At 68.0% G+C, this 15,425-nt stretch carries 13 protein-coding genes; 1 reads left to right on the top strand and 12 read right to left on the bottom strand.

What is annotated here, in order from left to right:
* Positions 1 to 33 precede the first annotated feature (33 nt).
* The 9 genes from EV379_RS15660 to EV379_RS15620 form a co-directional block, all read right to left on the bottom strand.
* Positions 34 to 1,017 (bottom strand): serine hydrolase domain-containing protein, encoded by a 984-nt coding sequence (locus EV379_RS15660; RefSeq protein ID WP_130506950.1) that lies wholly within the window; start codon positions 1,015 to 1,017, stop codon positions 34 to 36.
* Positions 1,018 to 1,196: 179 nt separating this feature from the next.
* Positions 1,197 to 2,624, bottom strand: a complete 1,428-nt coding sequence (locus EV379_RS15655) for a rhamnulokinase (RefSeq protein ID WP_130506949.1) — start codon at positions 2,622 to 2,624, stop codon at positions 1,197 to 1,199.
* Entirely contained in the window at positions 2,621 to 4,657 is a 2,037-nt protein-coding gene (locus tag EV379_RS15650) for a bifunctional aldolase/short-chain dehydrogenase (protein WP_130506948.1), read from the bottom strand. Before EV379_RS15650 ends, EV379_RS15655 begins: the two co-directional genes overlap by 4 nt.
* A 60-nt stretch (positions 4,658 to 4,717) precedes the next feature.
* A complete protein-coding gene (rhaI, locus tag EV379_RS15645) occupies positions 4,718 to 5,902 on the bottom strand; it encodes an L-rhamnose isomerase (protein ID WP_130506947.1) in 1,185 nt (394 codons plus the stop codon).
* Positions 5,903 to 6,016: 114 nt separating this feature from the next.
* Positions 6,017 to 6,385 (bottom strand): L-rhamnose mutarotase, encoded by a 369-nt coding sequence (locus tag EV379_RS15640; protein ID WP_130506946.1) that lies wholly within the window; start codon positions 6,383 to 6,385, stop codon positions 6,017 to 6,019.
* Positions 6,386 to 6,489: 104 nt separating this feature from the next.
* A complete protein-coding gene (gene rhaS / locus EV379_RS15635; RefSeq protein ID WP_130506945.1) occupies positions 6,490 to 7,542 on the bottom strand; it encodes a rhamnose ABC transporter substrate-binding protein in 1,053 nt (350 codons plus the stop codon).
* 61 nt (positions 7,543 to 7,603) lie between these two features.
* Complete coding sequence (locus EV379_RS15630) at positions 7,604 to 8,671, bottom strand: ABC transporter permease (RefSeq protein WP_130506944.1); 1,068 nt, start codon at positions 8,669 to 8,671, stop codon at positions 7,604 to 7,606.
* On the bottom strand, positions 8,664 to 9,713 hold the full coding sequence (locus EV379_RS15625) for an ABC transporter permease (protein ID WP_130506943.1): 1,050 nt from the start codon (positions 9,711 to 9,713) through the stop codon (positions 8,664 to 8,666). Before EV379_RS15625 ends, EV379_RS15630 begins: the two co-directional genes overlap by 8 nt.
* Before the next feature lie 2 nt (positions 9,714 to 9,715).
* Positions 9,716 to 11,239, bottom strand: a complete 1,524-nt coding sequence (locus tag EV379_RS15620) for a sugar ABC transporter ATP-binding protein (RefSeq protein WP_130506942.1) — start codon at positions 11,237 to 11,239, stop codon at positions 9,716 to 9,718.
* Between the two features lie 191 nt (positions 11,240 to 11,430).
* Here EV379_RS15620 and EV379_RS15615 point away from each other — a divergent pair, with 191 nt between their 5' ends.
* Positions 11,431 to 12,438 (top strand): LacI family DNA-binding transcriptional regulator, encoded by a 1,008-nt coding sequence (locus EV379_RS15615; protein WP_207226283.1) that lies wholly within the window; start codon positions 11,431 to 11,433, stop codon positions 12,436 to 12,438.
* A gap of 21 nt (positions 12,439 to 12,459) precedes the next feature.
* On the opposite strand, the gene EV379_RS15610 is transcribed toward EV379_RS15615, so the two are convergent.
* From EV379_RS15610 to EV379_RS15600, 3 genes are all read right to left on the bottom strand, one after another.
* Positions 12,460 to 13,413: a 2-hydroxyacid dehydrogenase gene (locus tag EV379_RS15610; RefSeq protein WP_130506941.1), complete on the bottom strand. Its 954-nt coding sequence runs from the start codon at positions 13,411 to 13,413 to the stop codon at positions 12,460 to 12,462.
* Between the two features lie 99 nt (positions 13,414 to 13,512).
* Positions 13,513 to 14,982, bottom strand: coding sequence for an MFS transporter (locus tag EV379_RS15605; RefSeq protein WP_130507535.1), 1,470 nt, complete (start codon positions 14,980 to 14,982; stop codon positions 13,513 to 13,515).
* Positions 14,983 to 14,987: 5 nt separating this feature from the next.
* Positions 14,988 to 15,413 carry a MarR family winged helix-turn-helix transcriptional regulator gene (locus EV379_RS15600; RefSeq protein WP_341273539.1) on the bottom strand — a complete coding sequence of 142 codons (426 nt, stop codon included), beginning with the start codon at positions 15,411 to 15,413 and terminating at the stop codon, positions 14,988 to 14,990.
* Between the last annotated feature and the right edge of the window lie 12 nt (positions 15,414 to 15,425).

The following is a 15,425-nucleotide window of genomic DNA, read 5'->3' as shown; positions in this document are numbered from 1 at the left end:
CCCGCGCAGAAAAGACGGGCCGTCAGCGGGCGCTCAGCGGGTGCCGGCGACGACCGCGTTGTGCAGGCGGTCGATGTTCACCCCGAAGCGCGCTGGCTCCATCACGTTGGTCAGCAGCGTGAAGCAGGCGCCCTGCTCCGGGTACACCCAGAACTCGGCGCCGCCCCAACCGCTGTGCCCGTAACCGTCACCGGCCAGCAGGCCGGGGCTGTTCTGTCGGAGCCTGAAGCCGAGGCCCCACGTCTCGCCCGGGCGGCCGGGGGCGGGGGAGAACACCGGCAGGCCATCGGTCTGGGAGCTCTGCAGTGCCGCCACGGTTGCCGGATGCAGCAGCGAGCCGTCGTTGACGAGCAGCGCGCGTCCGATCGCCAGCAGGTCTTCGGCGCGGGCGAAGGCGCCCGCACCCGGGTGATGCGGGTGCACGGCGTCGTAGTCGAGGCCGACGTCGGCCGCGCCGAAGATCGGGTGCGGCTCGCAGTCGACGTCGAAGGTGAATCCGTCGGCGCCGGCATCCGCGACCAGCTCGGCGACGGCCTGCTCCCATGGCGAACCGTTCGCGTGTTCGATCATCGCCGCGATGCCCTCGAAGGCCAGGGTGGAGTAGCGCACGGCGGCGCCCGCGGCGAACTCCGAGCCGTCCGCTAGCAGGTCGGCGCGGCGCCCGGTCGCCGAGTCGAAGGGCGGGTCGCCGATGCCGGAGCTGTGGCTGAGCATGTGGCGCAGCTCGACGGTGTCAGCCCGCTTCGCGCCGAACTCGGGGATCGCCGCGGTCAGCGGGTCGGTGAGCGCGAGGCGGCCACGCTCGACGGCACGCAGGGCGGTCATCGCGACGATCGGCTTGGTGACGGAGAACAGCGGGAAGTGGTCGCCGACGGATGCCGCGCGCTCACCGCTCGCGCCGAAGGCCACGAGTTCCTGCACGCCCTCGGCCGTCGCGATGCCGAGCACCGCGGCAGGCAGGTGCGCGGATTCCGTCTCGCGGCGCACCCAGTCGATGGCGTGGTCGTAGCTGCTCATGGTGCCCTCCTGGCGACGGGATGTGCTGATCGGCCGTGCGTCGGCGCCGCTCTGGTGCCGCGCCGACCCTGCGCGGTACTTCCCGCGTTATGCCGTAGTTGTTTCTACCGCACAACGCGGTAACTGGCGCGCAACGCCGCAACAGCACGCCACGATCGGCGTCACGAGCTCCGCCGCGCTCAGCGGTCGCGCGGCTCGTAGCGGCGGGGCGCAAAGCTGCGAGCGACGAGCGCGCGCAACTCCGCGAGGTCGCCGTCGATGAAGCCCTGCGCCCGCGCCTGCACCAGCACGTTGCCGAGCGCTGTTGCCTCGACCGGCCCTGCGAGCACCGGCAGCCCGAGGTGGTCGGCTGTCAGCTGGCAGAGCAGTTCATTCTGCGAGCCGCCGCCCACGATGTGCACAGCATCGACGGTTCGGTCGGCCAGGTGGGCTGCGGTTCGCACGGCATCCGCGAACGCCTCGGCGAGGCTCTCGATGATGCTGCGCACGACCTCGGCTCTGCTGGCTGGGGCCGTCAGACCGTGTTCGGTGCAGTACTCGGCGATGCGCCGCGGCATGTCGCCGGTCGCCAGGAAGCGAGGGTCGTTCGCATCGAACACGGCGACGGCCGCCGTCACGGCCGCCGCTGCTGCAAGCAGCTCGACGAGGTCGATCGCGGTGCCGTCGGCCTTCTCCCAGCTGCGCACCGACTCGCTCAGCAGCCAGAGGCCCATCACGTTGTGCAGGAAGCGGACGGTGCCGTCGACGCCACCCTCATTGGTGAAGTTGGACTCTCTGGCCGCGTCGCTCAGCACCGGATGCTCCAGCTCAAGGCCGACGAGCCCCCAGGTCCCACACGAGATGTACGCGGCGCGCTCGGCCCGCATCGGCACGGCGAGCACGGCAGAGGCGGTGTCGTGCGAGCCGACCGCGATCACGTCGATCGGGCGGCTGGCACCGAGCTCGGCGGCAACGGCCGGCAGGATGGATCCGATGCGCGCACCGGCGTCGACGAGCCGGGGCAGCACGGATGCCGGCAGCTTCAGCCGGGCAAGCAGCTCGGTATCCCACTGGCCGTTCGTGACCGAGAGCAGCCCCGTCGTTGAGGCGTTGCTCCGCTCGGCGACGCGGCGCCCGGTGAGCCAGTACGCGAACAGATCGGGGATGAGCAGCGCGCCGTCCGCCAGCTCAAGCACGCCGTCGAGACGGTCGGTGGTGAGCTGGTACAGGCTGTTGAACGGCAGGAACTGCAGCCCGTTCCTGGCGTAGAGCTCGGCCAGGGGAACGAGGGCGTGTGCGGCCTCGACGCCGCGCTGCGTGCGCTCGTCGCGGTAGTGGAACGGTGTTCCCAGCATCCGCTCGCCCCGGAGCAGGGCGTAGTCGACGGCCCAGGAGTCGATGCCGATGCTGCTGAGTTCCGGCTCCTCCCGCAGCGCGGTGCCGAGGCCGGCCAGCGCGCTGCGGTAGAGCCCGAGCACGTTCCAGTGCAGGCCGTCGATCGTCTGCACCGGCGTGTTGGCAAAGCGCGTGACGGTGCGCATCTCGATCGCGTTCTGCCCGACCTTCGCCACGATGACGCGGCCGCTCGTCGCCCCGAGGTCGACGGCCGCGACCGTGCCGGCGCTCATCGCAGGAAGGCGGCGGCGACGCCGGCGTCGACCGGGATGTGCAGGCCGGTGGTGTGCGAGAGGTCGGAGGAGCAGAGCACGAACACGGCGTTCGCCACGTTCTCCGGCACGACCTCGCGCTTCAGGATGGTGCGCTGGGCGTAGAACTTGCCCAGGTCCTCCTCTTCGATGCCGTAGGTTGCCGCGCGGTTGGCGCCCCAGCCGGAGGCGAAGATGCCGGAACCGCGCACGACGCCGTCCGGGTTGATGCCGTTGACCTTGATGCCGTGCTCGCCGAGTTCGGCGGCCAGCAGGCGCACCTGGTGGGCCTGGTCGGCCTTTGTCGCCGAGTATGCGACGTTGTTCGGGCCGGCGAAGACGGAGTTCTTCGAGGAGATGTAGATGATGTCGCCGCCGAGCTTCTGGGCGATGAGCACGCGCGCGGCGTTCTTCGACACCAGGAAGGAGCCCTTGGCCATCACATTGTGCTGGAGGTCCCAATCCGCCTCCGTGGTGTCGAGCAGCGCCTTGGAGAGCGAGAGCCCGGCGTTGTTGACGACGAGGTCGAGGCCGCCGAAGGCGAGAACGGCCTCGTCGATCGCGGCCTGCACCGCAGCCTCGTTGGAGACGTCGGCCGCAACACCGATGGCGACGTCGGTTCCGCCGAGTTCGGCCGCGGCGGCCTGCGCCTTGACCAGATCGAGGTCGGCGATGACGACACAGGCGCCCTCGGCGGCCAGGCGCACGGCGATGGCCTTGCCGATTCCGGATGCCGCGCCGGTGACGAGCGCGATGCGGCTGGCGAGGGGCTTCGGCTTCGGCATCCGCTGGAGCTTGGCCTCCTCGAGGGCCCAGTATTCGATGCGGAACTTCTCGGCCTCATCGATCGGCGCGTAGCTGGAGAGGCCTTCCGCGCCGCGCATCACGTTGATGGCGTTCACGTAGAACTCACCGGCGACGCGCGCCGTTTGCTTGTTGGCTCCGTAGCTGAACATGCCGACACCGGGCACGAGCACGATGAGCGGGTCTGCGCCGCGAATGGCGGGACTCGCCGCGTCGGCGTTGCGGTCGTAGTAGGCCTGGTAGTCGGCGCGGTAGGCGGTGTGCAGCTCCTGGAGTCGTGCGATCGACTCGTCGATGCCGGCATCCGCCGGCAGGTCGAGCACCATCGGCTTGACCTTGGTGCGCAGGAAGTGGTCGGGGCAGCTGGTGCCGAGCGCCGTCAGGCGGGGGTGCTCGCTGGAGGCGAGGAAGTCGAGAACCTCGGCGCTGTCGGTGAAGTGACCGACCATCGGCTTGTCTGTCGAGGCCAGGCCGCGGATGACGGGCGCGAGCGCTGCCGCCTTGGCACGCCGTTCCGCATCGGGCAGGGCGCCGAAGCCCTCGAGCGCTGGGCCGAACGGCTCCGCTGTTGAGTGCTCAGCGATGTAGGCGGCCGCGGTGTCGATGATCCACAGCGAGTTCGCCTCTGCCGCCTCGCTCGTGTCGCCCCACGCTGTGATGCCGTGGCCGCCGAGGATGCAACCGATGGCGGCCGGGTTCTTGGCCTTGATGGCGGCGATGTCGAGGCCGAGTTGGAAGCCGGGGCGACGCCACGGTACCCAGACGACCGTGTCGCCGAAGATCGTGGCGGTCAGCGCCTCGCCGTCGGCCGCCGTCGCGATGGCGATGCCGGAGTCCGGGTGAAGGTGGTCAACGTGGGCGGCGTCGACGAGGCCGTGCATGGCGGTGTCGATCGAGGGGGTGGCGCCGCCCTTGCCGTGCAGCGTGAAGTCGAAGGCGGCGACCATCTCGTCTTCGCGGTCGAGGCCGGGGTAGACATCGACGAGAGCGCGCAGGCGGTCGACGCGCAGCACGGCCAAACCGGCTTCGCTCAGCGTTCCGAGGTCTCCGCCCGAGCCCTTGACCCACATCAACTCGACCGGCTCGCCCGTGACCGGGTCGGTCTCCAGGCCCTTGGCGCTCGTGTTGCCGCCGGCGTAGTTGGTGTTCTTGGGGTCGGCGCCGAGGCGGTTGCTGCGGGCGATGAGGTCTGCTGCTGCCTGATTCGTCATGGTGTCGCTGCTTTCGTTGCTGAGGGCGGAAATGTGGCGGTGTTTGGTCGATGCCGCGGGCTACGCGCCCCAGCTCGACTGGGTGCCGCCGACGCGCTCCGCCGCGATCTGGGCCTGGTAGCCGGACGCCGCGTACGCCGCCATCGGGTCGGCAGGCAGGCCACGCGACTCGCGCCAGGCCGCGAGCGGGCCGCGCACATCGGTGTAGAAGGCGTCCATCAGGATGGCGTTGGCGCCGAGCACGTCACCGGTGGCCTGCGCGGCATCCAGCGCGATGCGATCGACGAGCAGCGCACGGGCCGTCATCTCCTGCACGTTCAGCACGGAGCGGATCTGACCGGGGATCTTGTCCTCGACGTTGTGGCACTGGTCGAGCATGAACGCGACCGGCGAGGTGCCGCTCTCGGTCGCGGGGCCGTAGCCGCCGCCGCGCACGACCTCGTACATGATGCGGAACAACTGGAACGGGTCGGCCGCGCCGACGATCAGGTCGTCGTCGGCGTAGAAGCGCGAGTTGAAGTCGAATGAGCCGAGCTTGCCGAGGCGCAGCAGCTGGGCGACGATGAACTCGATGTTGGTGCCAGGGGCGTGGTGGCCGGTGTCGAGGCAGACGAAGGCCTTCTCGCCGAGCGCGGTGACGTGGGCGTAGCTGGTGCCCCAGTCGGGAACATCGGTGTGATAGAACGCCGGCTCGAAGAACTTGTACTCGAGCACAAGGCGCTGCTCGTCGCCGAGCCGGTCATAGATGGCCTGCAGCGACTCGGCGAGCCGGTCCTGGCGGCCGCGGATGTCTCCCTGGCCCGGGTAGTTGGTGCCGTCGGCGAGCCAGATCTTCAGATCGCTCGAGCCGGTGGCGTTCATCACATCGATGCACTCGAAGTGGTGGTCGATGGCCTTCTGGCGCACGACTGCATCCGTGTGGGTGAGGCTGCCGAACTTGTAGTCGTCGTCCTGGAAGGTGTTGGAGTTGACTGTGCCGAGCTCGACGCCGACACCGGCCGCGAACTCACGCAGGGCGCTGTAGTCGTCGACCTTGTCCCACGGGATGTGCAAGGCCACCTTCGGTGCGAGGCCGGTCAGCCTGTGCACCTGCGCGGCATCCGTCAGCTTCTCCTGGATGGTGCGCGGCGTACCGGGGGTCGAGAAGACCTTGAAACGGGTGCCTGAGTTGCCGAACGCCCACGATGGGAGCTCAATGGCCTGGCCGTCGAGCTGGCCGGCGATGGAATCGAAGGTGGTGGTCATGGGCCTTGTCACTTCTCTAGACGTGTCGACGATGCCGACGAGTGTGTGTGCTGCGGGTGAAAGTTTGGGGGGAACGAATCTGAAACAACTCGGCGAGTGAATCTATGAATCGTTTCAATTTGTGGGGGAAGAGTCAAGGCCGGCGCGAGTCGCGGTCAGCTGCTCCTCCAGGTTGAAGACCTCATCGAGAACGAGGAAGCCCTCGTCGGGTGCCGCACCGTCGAGGTCTTCGAAGTACTCGGCCATCGACGCCTGCCAGCGCGCATTGACCGCGGTGTCGGCCATGCCGGCGAGGGCGTCGGTCAGGGAGGGGGTTTCGAAGTAGCCGATCAGCAGCCCGTCTGGGCGCAGGAAGATCGAGTAGTTGTGCCAGCCGCAGCGCTCGAGTGCCTCGAGCATCTCGGGCCACACGGCCGCGTGGCGCTCCGTGTAGGCATCGATGCGGTCATGCTTGACCTGCAGCTGGAAGCAGACACGCTGCATGTGGCTAGTCCTTTGAGTGGTGTTCATGGAGGCTTCGGTGGGTGGAGGACCGAGAGTCCGGCCGGCGACCCACCTCGCCGGCCGGACGGTGATCACAGCGGGACTTAGAAGTCGAAGTCCGCGATGTTGTCCTTGTTGAACACGTAGGGGTCGCCGAGCAGCACGACACTGTCGGCGCCAACCGTGTACGAACCGAGCTTGCCGGCCTCGAAGGTGTCACCCTCTGCACCGGTGATGTCACCGACGATGAGCGCCTTCGCCGCGAACGCGGCCAGGTAGCCGAGGTCGGCCGGGTTCCACAGGGCGAACGCCGTCATCGTGCCGTCGTCGATGTAGTCGCGCAGCTGGTTCGGCGTTCCGAGACCGGTGAGAGCAACCTTGCCCTTGAAGTCAGAGGTCTGCAGGTAGCGAGCGGCTGCAGCGATTCCGACGGTGGTGGGAGAGACGATGCCCTTGAGGTTCGGGTGGGTCTGCAGCAGGGCCGCGGTCTTGTCGAACGAGGTCTGGTCATCGTCATCGCCGTAGACGGTCTCGACGAGCGTGATGTCCGGGTGGTTCTCGGCCAGATCGGCCTTCATGAGCTCGATCCAGGCGTTCTGGTTCGTCGCGTTGGCGCTGGCGGAGAGGATGGCGATCTCGCCGGCGTCACCGATCTGCTCTGCGATCATGTCGACCTGCACCTTGGCAATGCCGGCGGAGTCGGCCTGGTTGATGAAGACATCGCGGAACTGTGCCTCGGTGTCGGAGTCGTAGGTGACGACCTTGATGCCGGCGTCACGAGCCTCGTTCAGTGCGTCGCCGATGGCCTTCGGGTCGTTGGCCGAAACCACGATCGCGCCGACACCCTGCTGGGTAAGTGTGTTGATGTAGCTGACCTGGGCATCGGGGCTGGCCTCTGCCGGCCCGACCTGCGCGAATGTACCGCCGAACTCATTGACGGCGGTTTCGCCACCCTTGTCTGAGGTGTCGAAGTACGGGTTGCCGAGATTCTTCGGCAGGAAGGTGACCGCCAGGTTCGCGCTGCCGGCATCGCCGCCAGCGGTCGTGCCGCCGTCAGTGTTGGCCGAGCAGCCGGAGGCCAGAAGCGCAACGCTCACGGCGAGTGCTGCGATGGCGCCGACACGGGTCTTGCCCGAGAAACGGTTGTGGATCAACATCGTTGTTCTTCCTATCTATGGGGTGAAGCCGATGTGTGATTGCATCGACGACAAGGTGGACTTAGGCCTTGGCTGCGGGGGTCCGACCTCGTTTGAGCCTTCCCGGGCCCTGCCTCTTCTTCTGAAGCCAGGCCAGGAAGCTTGCTGACACCACCGAGAGCACGAGCAGCACCCCGGTGATGATGTTGATGACGTCGGACGTGACGTTGGCCAGGCGCAGCGCGCTGGCGAGCACGCCGATCAGGAGAACGCCGGCGATGACTCCGTGCAGCGCACCGCGGCCGCCGAAGATCGACACCCCGCCGAGGAGCACCGCGGCGATGACCTGGAGCTCGAGCCCCGTCGCGTTGTCGCCGCGGGCGCTGCCGAATCGCAGCGTGTAGTAGATGCCGGCGAAGGCCGAGAGCGTGCCGGTCAGGATGAAGAGGATCATCTTCGTGCGGTTGACGTTGACGCCGGAGAACGTCGCGGCATCCGGGCTCAGGCCGATCGCGAAGATGCCCCGGCCGAACGGTGTGAAGTGCAGCAGAACGGCGAAGACGATCGCGAGAAGCACGAACGGGATCATGATCGACGGGATGCCGGTCTCGCCGATCTTCGACTTGGCGAGGCTCGTCCAGAACTCGTCGAAATCGGTGACGGCCGTTGTGCCGAGCAGGCCGACGGCGAGTCCGCGGTACAGCGCGAGCGTTCCGATCGTCACGGCCAGCGATGGCAGACCGACGGCGGTCACGAGGAAGCCGTTCAGTGCCCCGCCAACCGCGCCGGCGATGATCGCAACGGCCGCTGCGGCGGGGATGGGCAGACCGCCCTGGTGCAGGATGCCGACGAGCACGCTGCTCAGCCCGACCATGCTCGCAACCGAGAGGTCGATCTCGCCCGTGATGATGACCAGCGTCATCGGCAGCGCGATGAGCAGGATCGGCGCGACATCGAGCAACAGGTAGGTCATCGTGATCGGGCTGCCGAAGTTGCGCACACCGAACGTGGCTCCGATGATCACCAGGATCAGCAGTCCGATGACGGCGCTTTCGCGGGTGAAGAGGATGCGGCGCCACGCGGGCCGGCCGTAGTCGCGGTAGACGCGGGGAGCGGTCGTCTGGGCCGGAATGGTTGCGGTGCTAGACATTCGAGTCGTCCCTCTCTTCCAGGAGCTTGCGGGTCTGACGGAGCGAGAGCACCCGGTCGAGAACGATGGCGCCGATGATGAGCACGCCGACGACGGCACGCTGCCAGAAATCGGGAACGCCGAGGATCGGGAGCGCGCGGTTGATCGTGAGCAGGAGTGCAGCACCCAGGGCGGCGCCCCAGACCGTGCCGCTGCCGCCGAAGATCGCCACGCCGCCGATCACCGCCGCGCCGACGGCATCCAGCTCGAAGCCACTGCCTGCCTGCGAGTTGACGGTGCCGTAGCGGGCTGCGTAGAGCACGCCGGCCAGGCCGGCCAGAGCGCCACAGGCGACGAAGGCGATGAGGATGCGCTTGGTGACACGCAGGCCGTACAGTTCGGCCGCGGCCGGCTCGGAACCGATCGCGTAGAACTCGCGTCCACCGCGGGTGTTTCGCATGTACCAGCCGGCCGCGACGAGCACGATCACGGCGATGATGGTCAGCACCGGGATCGAGAGCAGCGAGCTGGTGCCCAGGGCGAGGAAGTCCTTGGGCATGTCCGATGCGTTGATCCGGTCACTGCCGGCCCAGAGCACATTGATGCCGCGGTAGGCGTAGAGCGTTCCGAGCGTGATCACCAGCGCCGGCACCTTCGCAAAGGCCACCAGTGCGCCATTGATGAGTCCGAGCAGCCCGCCGAGCACGATGCCGGCGACGAACACGGCGATGATCGGGATGCCGGGGATGTCGATGAAGAGACGGCCGGTCAGGTATGCGGTGAGGCCGAGGACCGAGCCGACCGAGAGGTCGACGCTGCGGGTGATGATCACGATCGCCTGGCCGATGGCCACCAAGATCAGGATCGCCGGCGTCAGCAGCAGATCGCGCCACCCGTCGGGGCTGAACAGGAAGTTGGGGTTCTTGATCGTCGTGACGAGGATGACGAGGATCAGCGCGAGCAGGATGCTCGTCTCTCGTGCGCGCAGGAAGGAGTACAGGCCGAGCGTGAATCCACTGCGGCTGGGGGCGGGCGTCTGGGCTGAGGGTGGGGTCAGCGTCATGGTCACGAGTGGTGCTCCGATGCGTGCGTCGCGGCGTACATAACAGTTTCTGAGGTGGCTTCTGCCCTGCTCAGCTCGGCGGTGAGGCGGCCCTCGCGCATGACGAGCACGCGGTCGGCCATGCCGAGCACCTCTGGAAGCTCTGAGGAGATCATCAAGATGGCGAGACCCTTCCCGGCGAGCTCCGAGAGCAAGCGGTGGACCTCGGACTTGGTTCCGACGTCGATGCCGCGCGTCGGCTCGTCGATGATCAGGACGCGGGGGTTCGTGGCGAGCCACTTCGCCAGCACGACCTTCTGCTGGTTGCCGCCGCTCAGGGTGCCGACCACGGTGTCGAGCGCGTTGGTCTTGACCTCGAGACGGCTGGCCCAGATGCGGGCGGCGGCGTTCTCGGCGCGGGAAGTGAGCAGCCCGAACTTCGTCAGCTGCTTCTGGATGGCCATGGTCGTGCTGCGACTGACGGTGGCGTCGATCACGAGGCCCTGCTTGCGGCGGTCCTCAGGCACCAGGGCGAGGCCGAGGCTCATGGCCGCAGCCGGATTGCGCCGGGGAACGGTCGTGCCTGCGATGCGCACGGTGCCGGCGTCGTAGTTGTCGACGCCGAAGATGGCGCGTGCGATCTCGCTGCGCCCGGCGCCGACGAGGCCGGCGAGGCCGACGATTTCTCCTGCGCGCACGGTGAAGTTGACGTCGTGGAAGATGCCGGCGGAGTTCAGGCCGACGACCTCGAGTACCGGCTCGCCGATCTCTGCTGGCTGCTTCGGGAAGAGATCGGCGACATCGCGGCCGACCATGCGGCGCACGATCTCGGGAACGGTGGTCGACTCGATGCTGTCGGTGGAGATGTACTCGCCGTCGCGCATGACGGTGATCGTGTCGCAGAGCGCGAAGACCTCGTCGAAGCGGTGGGAGATGAAGACGAGCGCGCGGCCTTCGTCGCGGAGGCTCCTGGCCACTGCGAAGAGGCGTTCGACCTCGACACCGCTGAGCGCGGCCGTCGGCTCGTCCATGATGAGCACGCGGGCGTCAAGCGAGATGGCCTTGGCGATCTCGATGATCTGCTGATCGGCGATCGACAATCCCTCTGCCGGACGATCGGGGTTGATGCGCACGTCGAGGCGGGCGAAGAGCCCCTGAACCTCTCTGCGCATCCGCTTGCGGTCGATCTTGCCGAAGCGGTTGGTCGGCTGGCGCCCCATGAAGATGTTCTCGGTGACCGAGAGATCGGGGAACAGCGTCGGCTCCTGGTAGATGACGGCGATGCCGGCCGCCTTCGATTCGGCGGTGGACGAGAAGTCCACCTCTTCGCCGCGGAGCAGGAAGTCGCCGCTGTCTCGCTGGTAGAGGCCGGCGACGATCTTGACGAGTGTCGATTTGCCCGCGCCGTTCTCGCCGACGAGCGCGTGGATCGAATTCATCTGCACGGTCAGGCTGGCTGACTTCAGAGCAACGACGGCGCCGAAGGACTTTGCAACGTTTCGAAGCTCGAGCGCGGCTGGCCCGACGGTGCTGGGAGTTATCGACATTGACGGACCTAACCTCCACAGTGAGGAGCTATTGAATCGTTTTAATCTTTTCGAACGTGAGCAATCTATGCCCAGGATCGGGCACTGTCAAATCGAAACGGGGTCGAATTGATACGTTTTATTGCGTAGTCTCAGAGCTGCCGTCGTCCGGTGGCGTTGGCTGGGCGGGTGCCCAGGGGGAGAGGGAAGCCGTGTCCGTGAGTGTGAGGGATGTCGCTGCGCTCGCAGGCGTCTCAGTCGGCACCGTGTCCAATGTGATGAACCGCCCCGACAAGGTGGCGCCGGACACCGTCGCCCGTGTGCAAGAGGCGATCGAGTCGCTCGGCTTCGTGCGCAATGAGGCAGCCAGGCAGCTGCGCGCCGGCCAGAGCCACAGCATCGGCCTGATCGTGCTCGACGTCCGCAACCCCTTCTTCACGGATGTCGCGCGCGGCGCAGAAGACCGCGCGGCGGATGGCTCGCTCTCTGTGTTGCTCGGCAACAGCGACGAGAAGCCGGAGCGCGAGGCGGCATACATCGACCTCTTCCAGGAGCAGCGCGTGCACGGCGTGCTCATCTCGCCGCTGAGCGAAGACCTGAGCCGCCTGCGTGCGCTGCGCGATCGCGGCACTCCGACGGTTCTCGTCGACCGCCAGGACGGCGAACGGGAGTTCTCCTCCGTGTCCGTCGATGACGTCGCCGGCGGCTATCTGGCCGTGCGCCACCTGCTCGACCTCGGCCGTCGTCGCATCGCCTTCGTTGGCGGGCACCTCGGCATCCGTCAGGTCGCCGACCGCCTGCGCGGTGCGCAGAATGCCGTGGACGAGGTGTACGGAGCGAGCCTCGAGGTGATCGACTCCGAGGGCCTCACCGTGCTGCACGGGCGCTCCGTCGGCGAGGCGCTGCGCGACCGCGCAGCATTCGCCAGGCCCGAGGCAGTCTTCGCGGTCAACGACCTGCTCGCGGTCGGCATCCTGCAGGCGCTGACAATGCTCGGTGAGGTGCGCGTGCCGCAGGACGTGGCGCTGATCGGCTACGACGACATCGATTTCGCCGCAGCCACCGTCGTTCCGCTCAGCTCGATCCGGCAGCCGAGCACGCTCATCGGGTCAACAGCCGTCGACCTCTTGCTGCGTGAGGCGGCCGGCGGGGCGGATTTCGTGCGCGAACAGATCGTGTTCCAGCCGGAGCTCGTCGTGCGCGCCTCCACCGTCGGCTAGCGCCCGGCGAGCGGGGCTGAGCTAGCTGCGGACGACCACGTTGCGTGGGGCGTCGCCCTGCAGCATCCGCTCGATCTGATCGGCCAAGAGGCGAGCCATGCGCGGCATCATCGCCGTCGACGCCCCGCCGACGTGGGGCGAGATCAGCACGTTCGGCAGCGTGAACAGCGGATGCCCGGCCGGCAGCGGCTCCGGGTCCGTCACGTCGAGGGCCAGCCGCAGCCGGCCCCTGCCGGCGTGCGCGAGCAGCGCGGCCGTGTCGGCGACCGGACCGCGCGCGATGTTCACCAGCAGCGCGCCGTCCGGCATCGCCGCCAGGAAGGCGTCGTCGACGAGGTGGTGGGTGCTCTCGCTGAGCGGGACGCCGACCACGACGATGTCGGCCTGCGGAAGCAGCTCCGGCAGTTCAGCGATGCCGTGGATCGGGCCGGTCTCGCCCTGGCGGGCGCTGGATGCGACGCGCACGACGTTCACCTCGAACGGGAGGAGCCTGGCCTCGATCGCCTGGCCGACGCCGCCGTAGCCGATGATGAGCACGGTGCGGTCGGCGAGGCTGGCGTGCCGGGCCGGCGCCCAGCGACCCTCGCCGGCGGCGCGGACGAAGTCGGGGATCCCGCGCTGCGAGGCCAGGATGAGGGCGAGCGTGAGCTCGGCTGTCGATGTCTCGTGCACGGACGCCGCATTCGCGAAGACGTGCCCGCCGGGCAGCACATCGGCCACCCCGTCGTAGCCGATCGACTGGCTCTGCACGAGCCGTGTGCTCGTGCCCGCGAGGTTCGCGAGCAGGGGCGTCGCGCCCATGTACGGCTGCACGACGATGTCGATGTGGGGGAGCGGCGCCGGGCCCTTCATGTCCCAGTCAATCAGCTCGACGCCGTCCGGCACCGGCCCGAGCGCTGCCCGCAGGGCGTTGCCGGGCAGGCTGACGACGAGTGGTGGCTGGGACTCGGGGGTGACGGATGCCGCTGAGCTCATGCTTCGAGCGTATCGCTGTTGCTCCGCGCCACTTCAGGCGCAGCCAGCCGGTAGAGCCGTCCAAACCGTCAGGCAGTGGTGGCGGTTCTTGACGTTTCCTTAGCGGCGGCCGGCGCCTTCCGCGGCCTCGGCCTCTGCGCGCTCGCGCTGGTACTTCGGCAGCGGGATCGGCGAGGTGAGCGCGACCTGCTCCGAGAACTCCTCGGGCGTCACGCGGTTCTCGCTGACCACGGCGATCGGCGTGGTCGTTGTCGGCACCGGCATCCGCACGCCGTCGATCCGGCCGTCGAGCGACTCTGCCTCGATCAAGGCGCTGAGCGGGCGGCCGCTGTGCGTCAGCACGAGGCGCCAACGGGCCTGCGGGTGCGGCTGCAGGCGCAGCTCATGGGCAATGACGAGCCAGCCGACTCCGATCGCGAAGCCGACGAGGCCGGCGACCGCGGCGACGCCGAGCGCCCAGCGCGGGCCCATCGCGTTCGCGACCCAGCCGACGATCGGGGCGCCGACGGGGGTTCCGCCCATCAGGATCGCCATGTAGAGCGCCATCACGCGGCCGCGCACGGCCGGCTCCGTCGTGGTCTGCACGAAGCCGTTCGCCGTGGTGAGCATGGTGACGGCGGCGAAGCCGATGAAGATCACGGAGGCGGCGAAGGTCCAGAACGACGGCATCAGCGCGGAGATCAACGAGGCGACGCCCAGGCCGCCGACGGCGATGATGATCACGCCGAACCGGGCCCGCTCGCGCCGCGCGGCGAGCAGTGCGCCGGAGAGAGAGCCGATCGCGAGGATCGAGGAGAGCAGGCCGTACTCGCCGGCGCCTCGACCGAATTCGACGGCCATGGTCGAGGACACGATCGGGAAGTTCATGGCGAAGGCGCCGACAAGGAACACGATGATGAAGACGACGATGAGGTCTGGCCGCTTCGACACGTAGCGGAAGCCCTCGACGAACTGCCCGCGGGAGCGGGGAGCCCGCGGCATCCGGCGCAGCCTGCTCGAGTTGAGCATGGCGAGGGCGATCAGCACGCCGATGAAGGTGAAGGCGTTGACGATGAACACCCAGCCGGAGCCGATGAGCACGATCAGCAGGCCGGCGACGGCCGGACCGATGAGGCGGGCGGCGTTGAACGAGGCCGAGTTGAGGGCGACGGCGTTAGCCATGTTGTGTTCGCTGACCAGGTCGGAGACGAAGGTCTGGCGGGCGGGGCCATCGATGGCGTTGACGATGCCGAGCAGCAGCGCGAAGAGGTAGAGGTGCCAGAGCTCGGCGTGGCCGAGCAGCAGCAGCAGGCCGAGCGCGGTGCCGAGCAGCATCAGCGACGACTGCGTGAAGAAGAGGATCGTGCGCCGGTCGAAGCGGTCGGCGATGAGGCCGGTGATCGGCACGAGCACGAGCTGCGGCCCGAACTGCAGTGCCATCGTGATGCCGACGGCCACGGCGTCGTTGTCGGTCAGCTGGGTGAGCACGACCCAGTTCTGTGTCGTCGCCTGCATCCACGCACCCACGTTGGAGACCAGCGCGCCGATGAACCAGACGCGGTAGTTGTAATTCGAGAGGGAGCGGAACATGGCACTCACTGGGTGGCTAATCTCCTGAGAATTTCGGCGGCGGATGCCAGGGTGGCCCGCTCTTCGCTGCTGAGCTCCCGCATCTGGCGGGTGAGCCAGCGGTCGCGCTTCTTGACTGTTTCTGTGACCACGGTGTGGCCGGCCTCGGTGAGGCTGATGTTGACCTTGCGGCGGTCCTCCGCGTCGGCCTCGCGGACCAGGTAGCCCAGGCCCTCGAGGCAGTTGACGGTGCGATTCATCGACGGCGACGAGATGTGCTCGCGCTCGGCGAGGGCACCGAGCGTGTGGTGCCCGTGCACGTAGAGCGCGGCGAGCACAGAGAACTGTCCGTCGCTGAGGTCGTCATCGGCTTTCTCGGCCCGCAGCCTGCGCGCGAGTCGAAGGGTGGCCATGCGTACGTCTGAGCTCTGCTCGGCAATAGTCTTGGCCACGATTCATTAGCA

This window comes from Microterricola gilva (assembly GCF_004217495.1).
GTDB lineage: Bacteria > Actinomycetota > Actinomycetes > Actinomycetales > Microbacteriaceae > Microterricola > Microterricola gilva.
The sequence above is the reverse complement of the archived record's forward strand: the minus strand, read 5'-3'. Positions and strand labels throughout refer to the sequence as shown.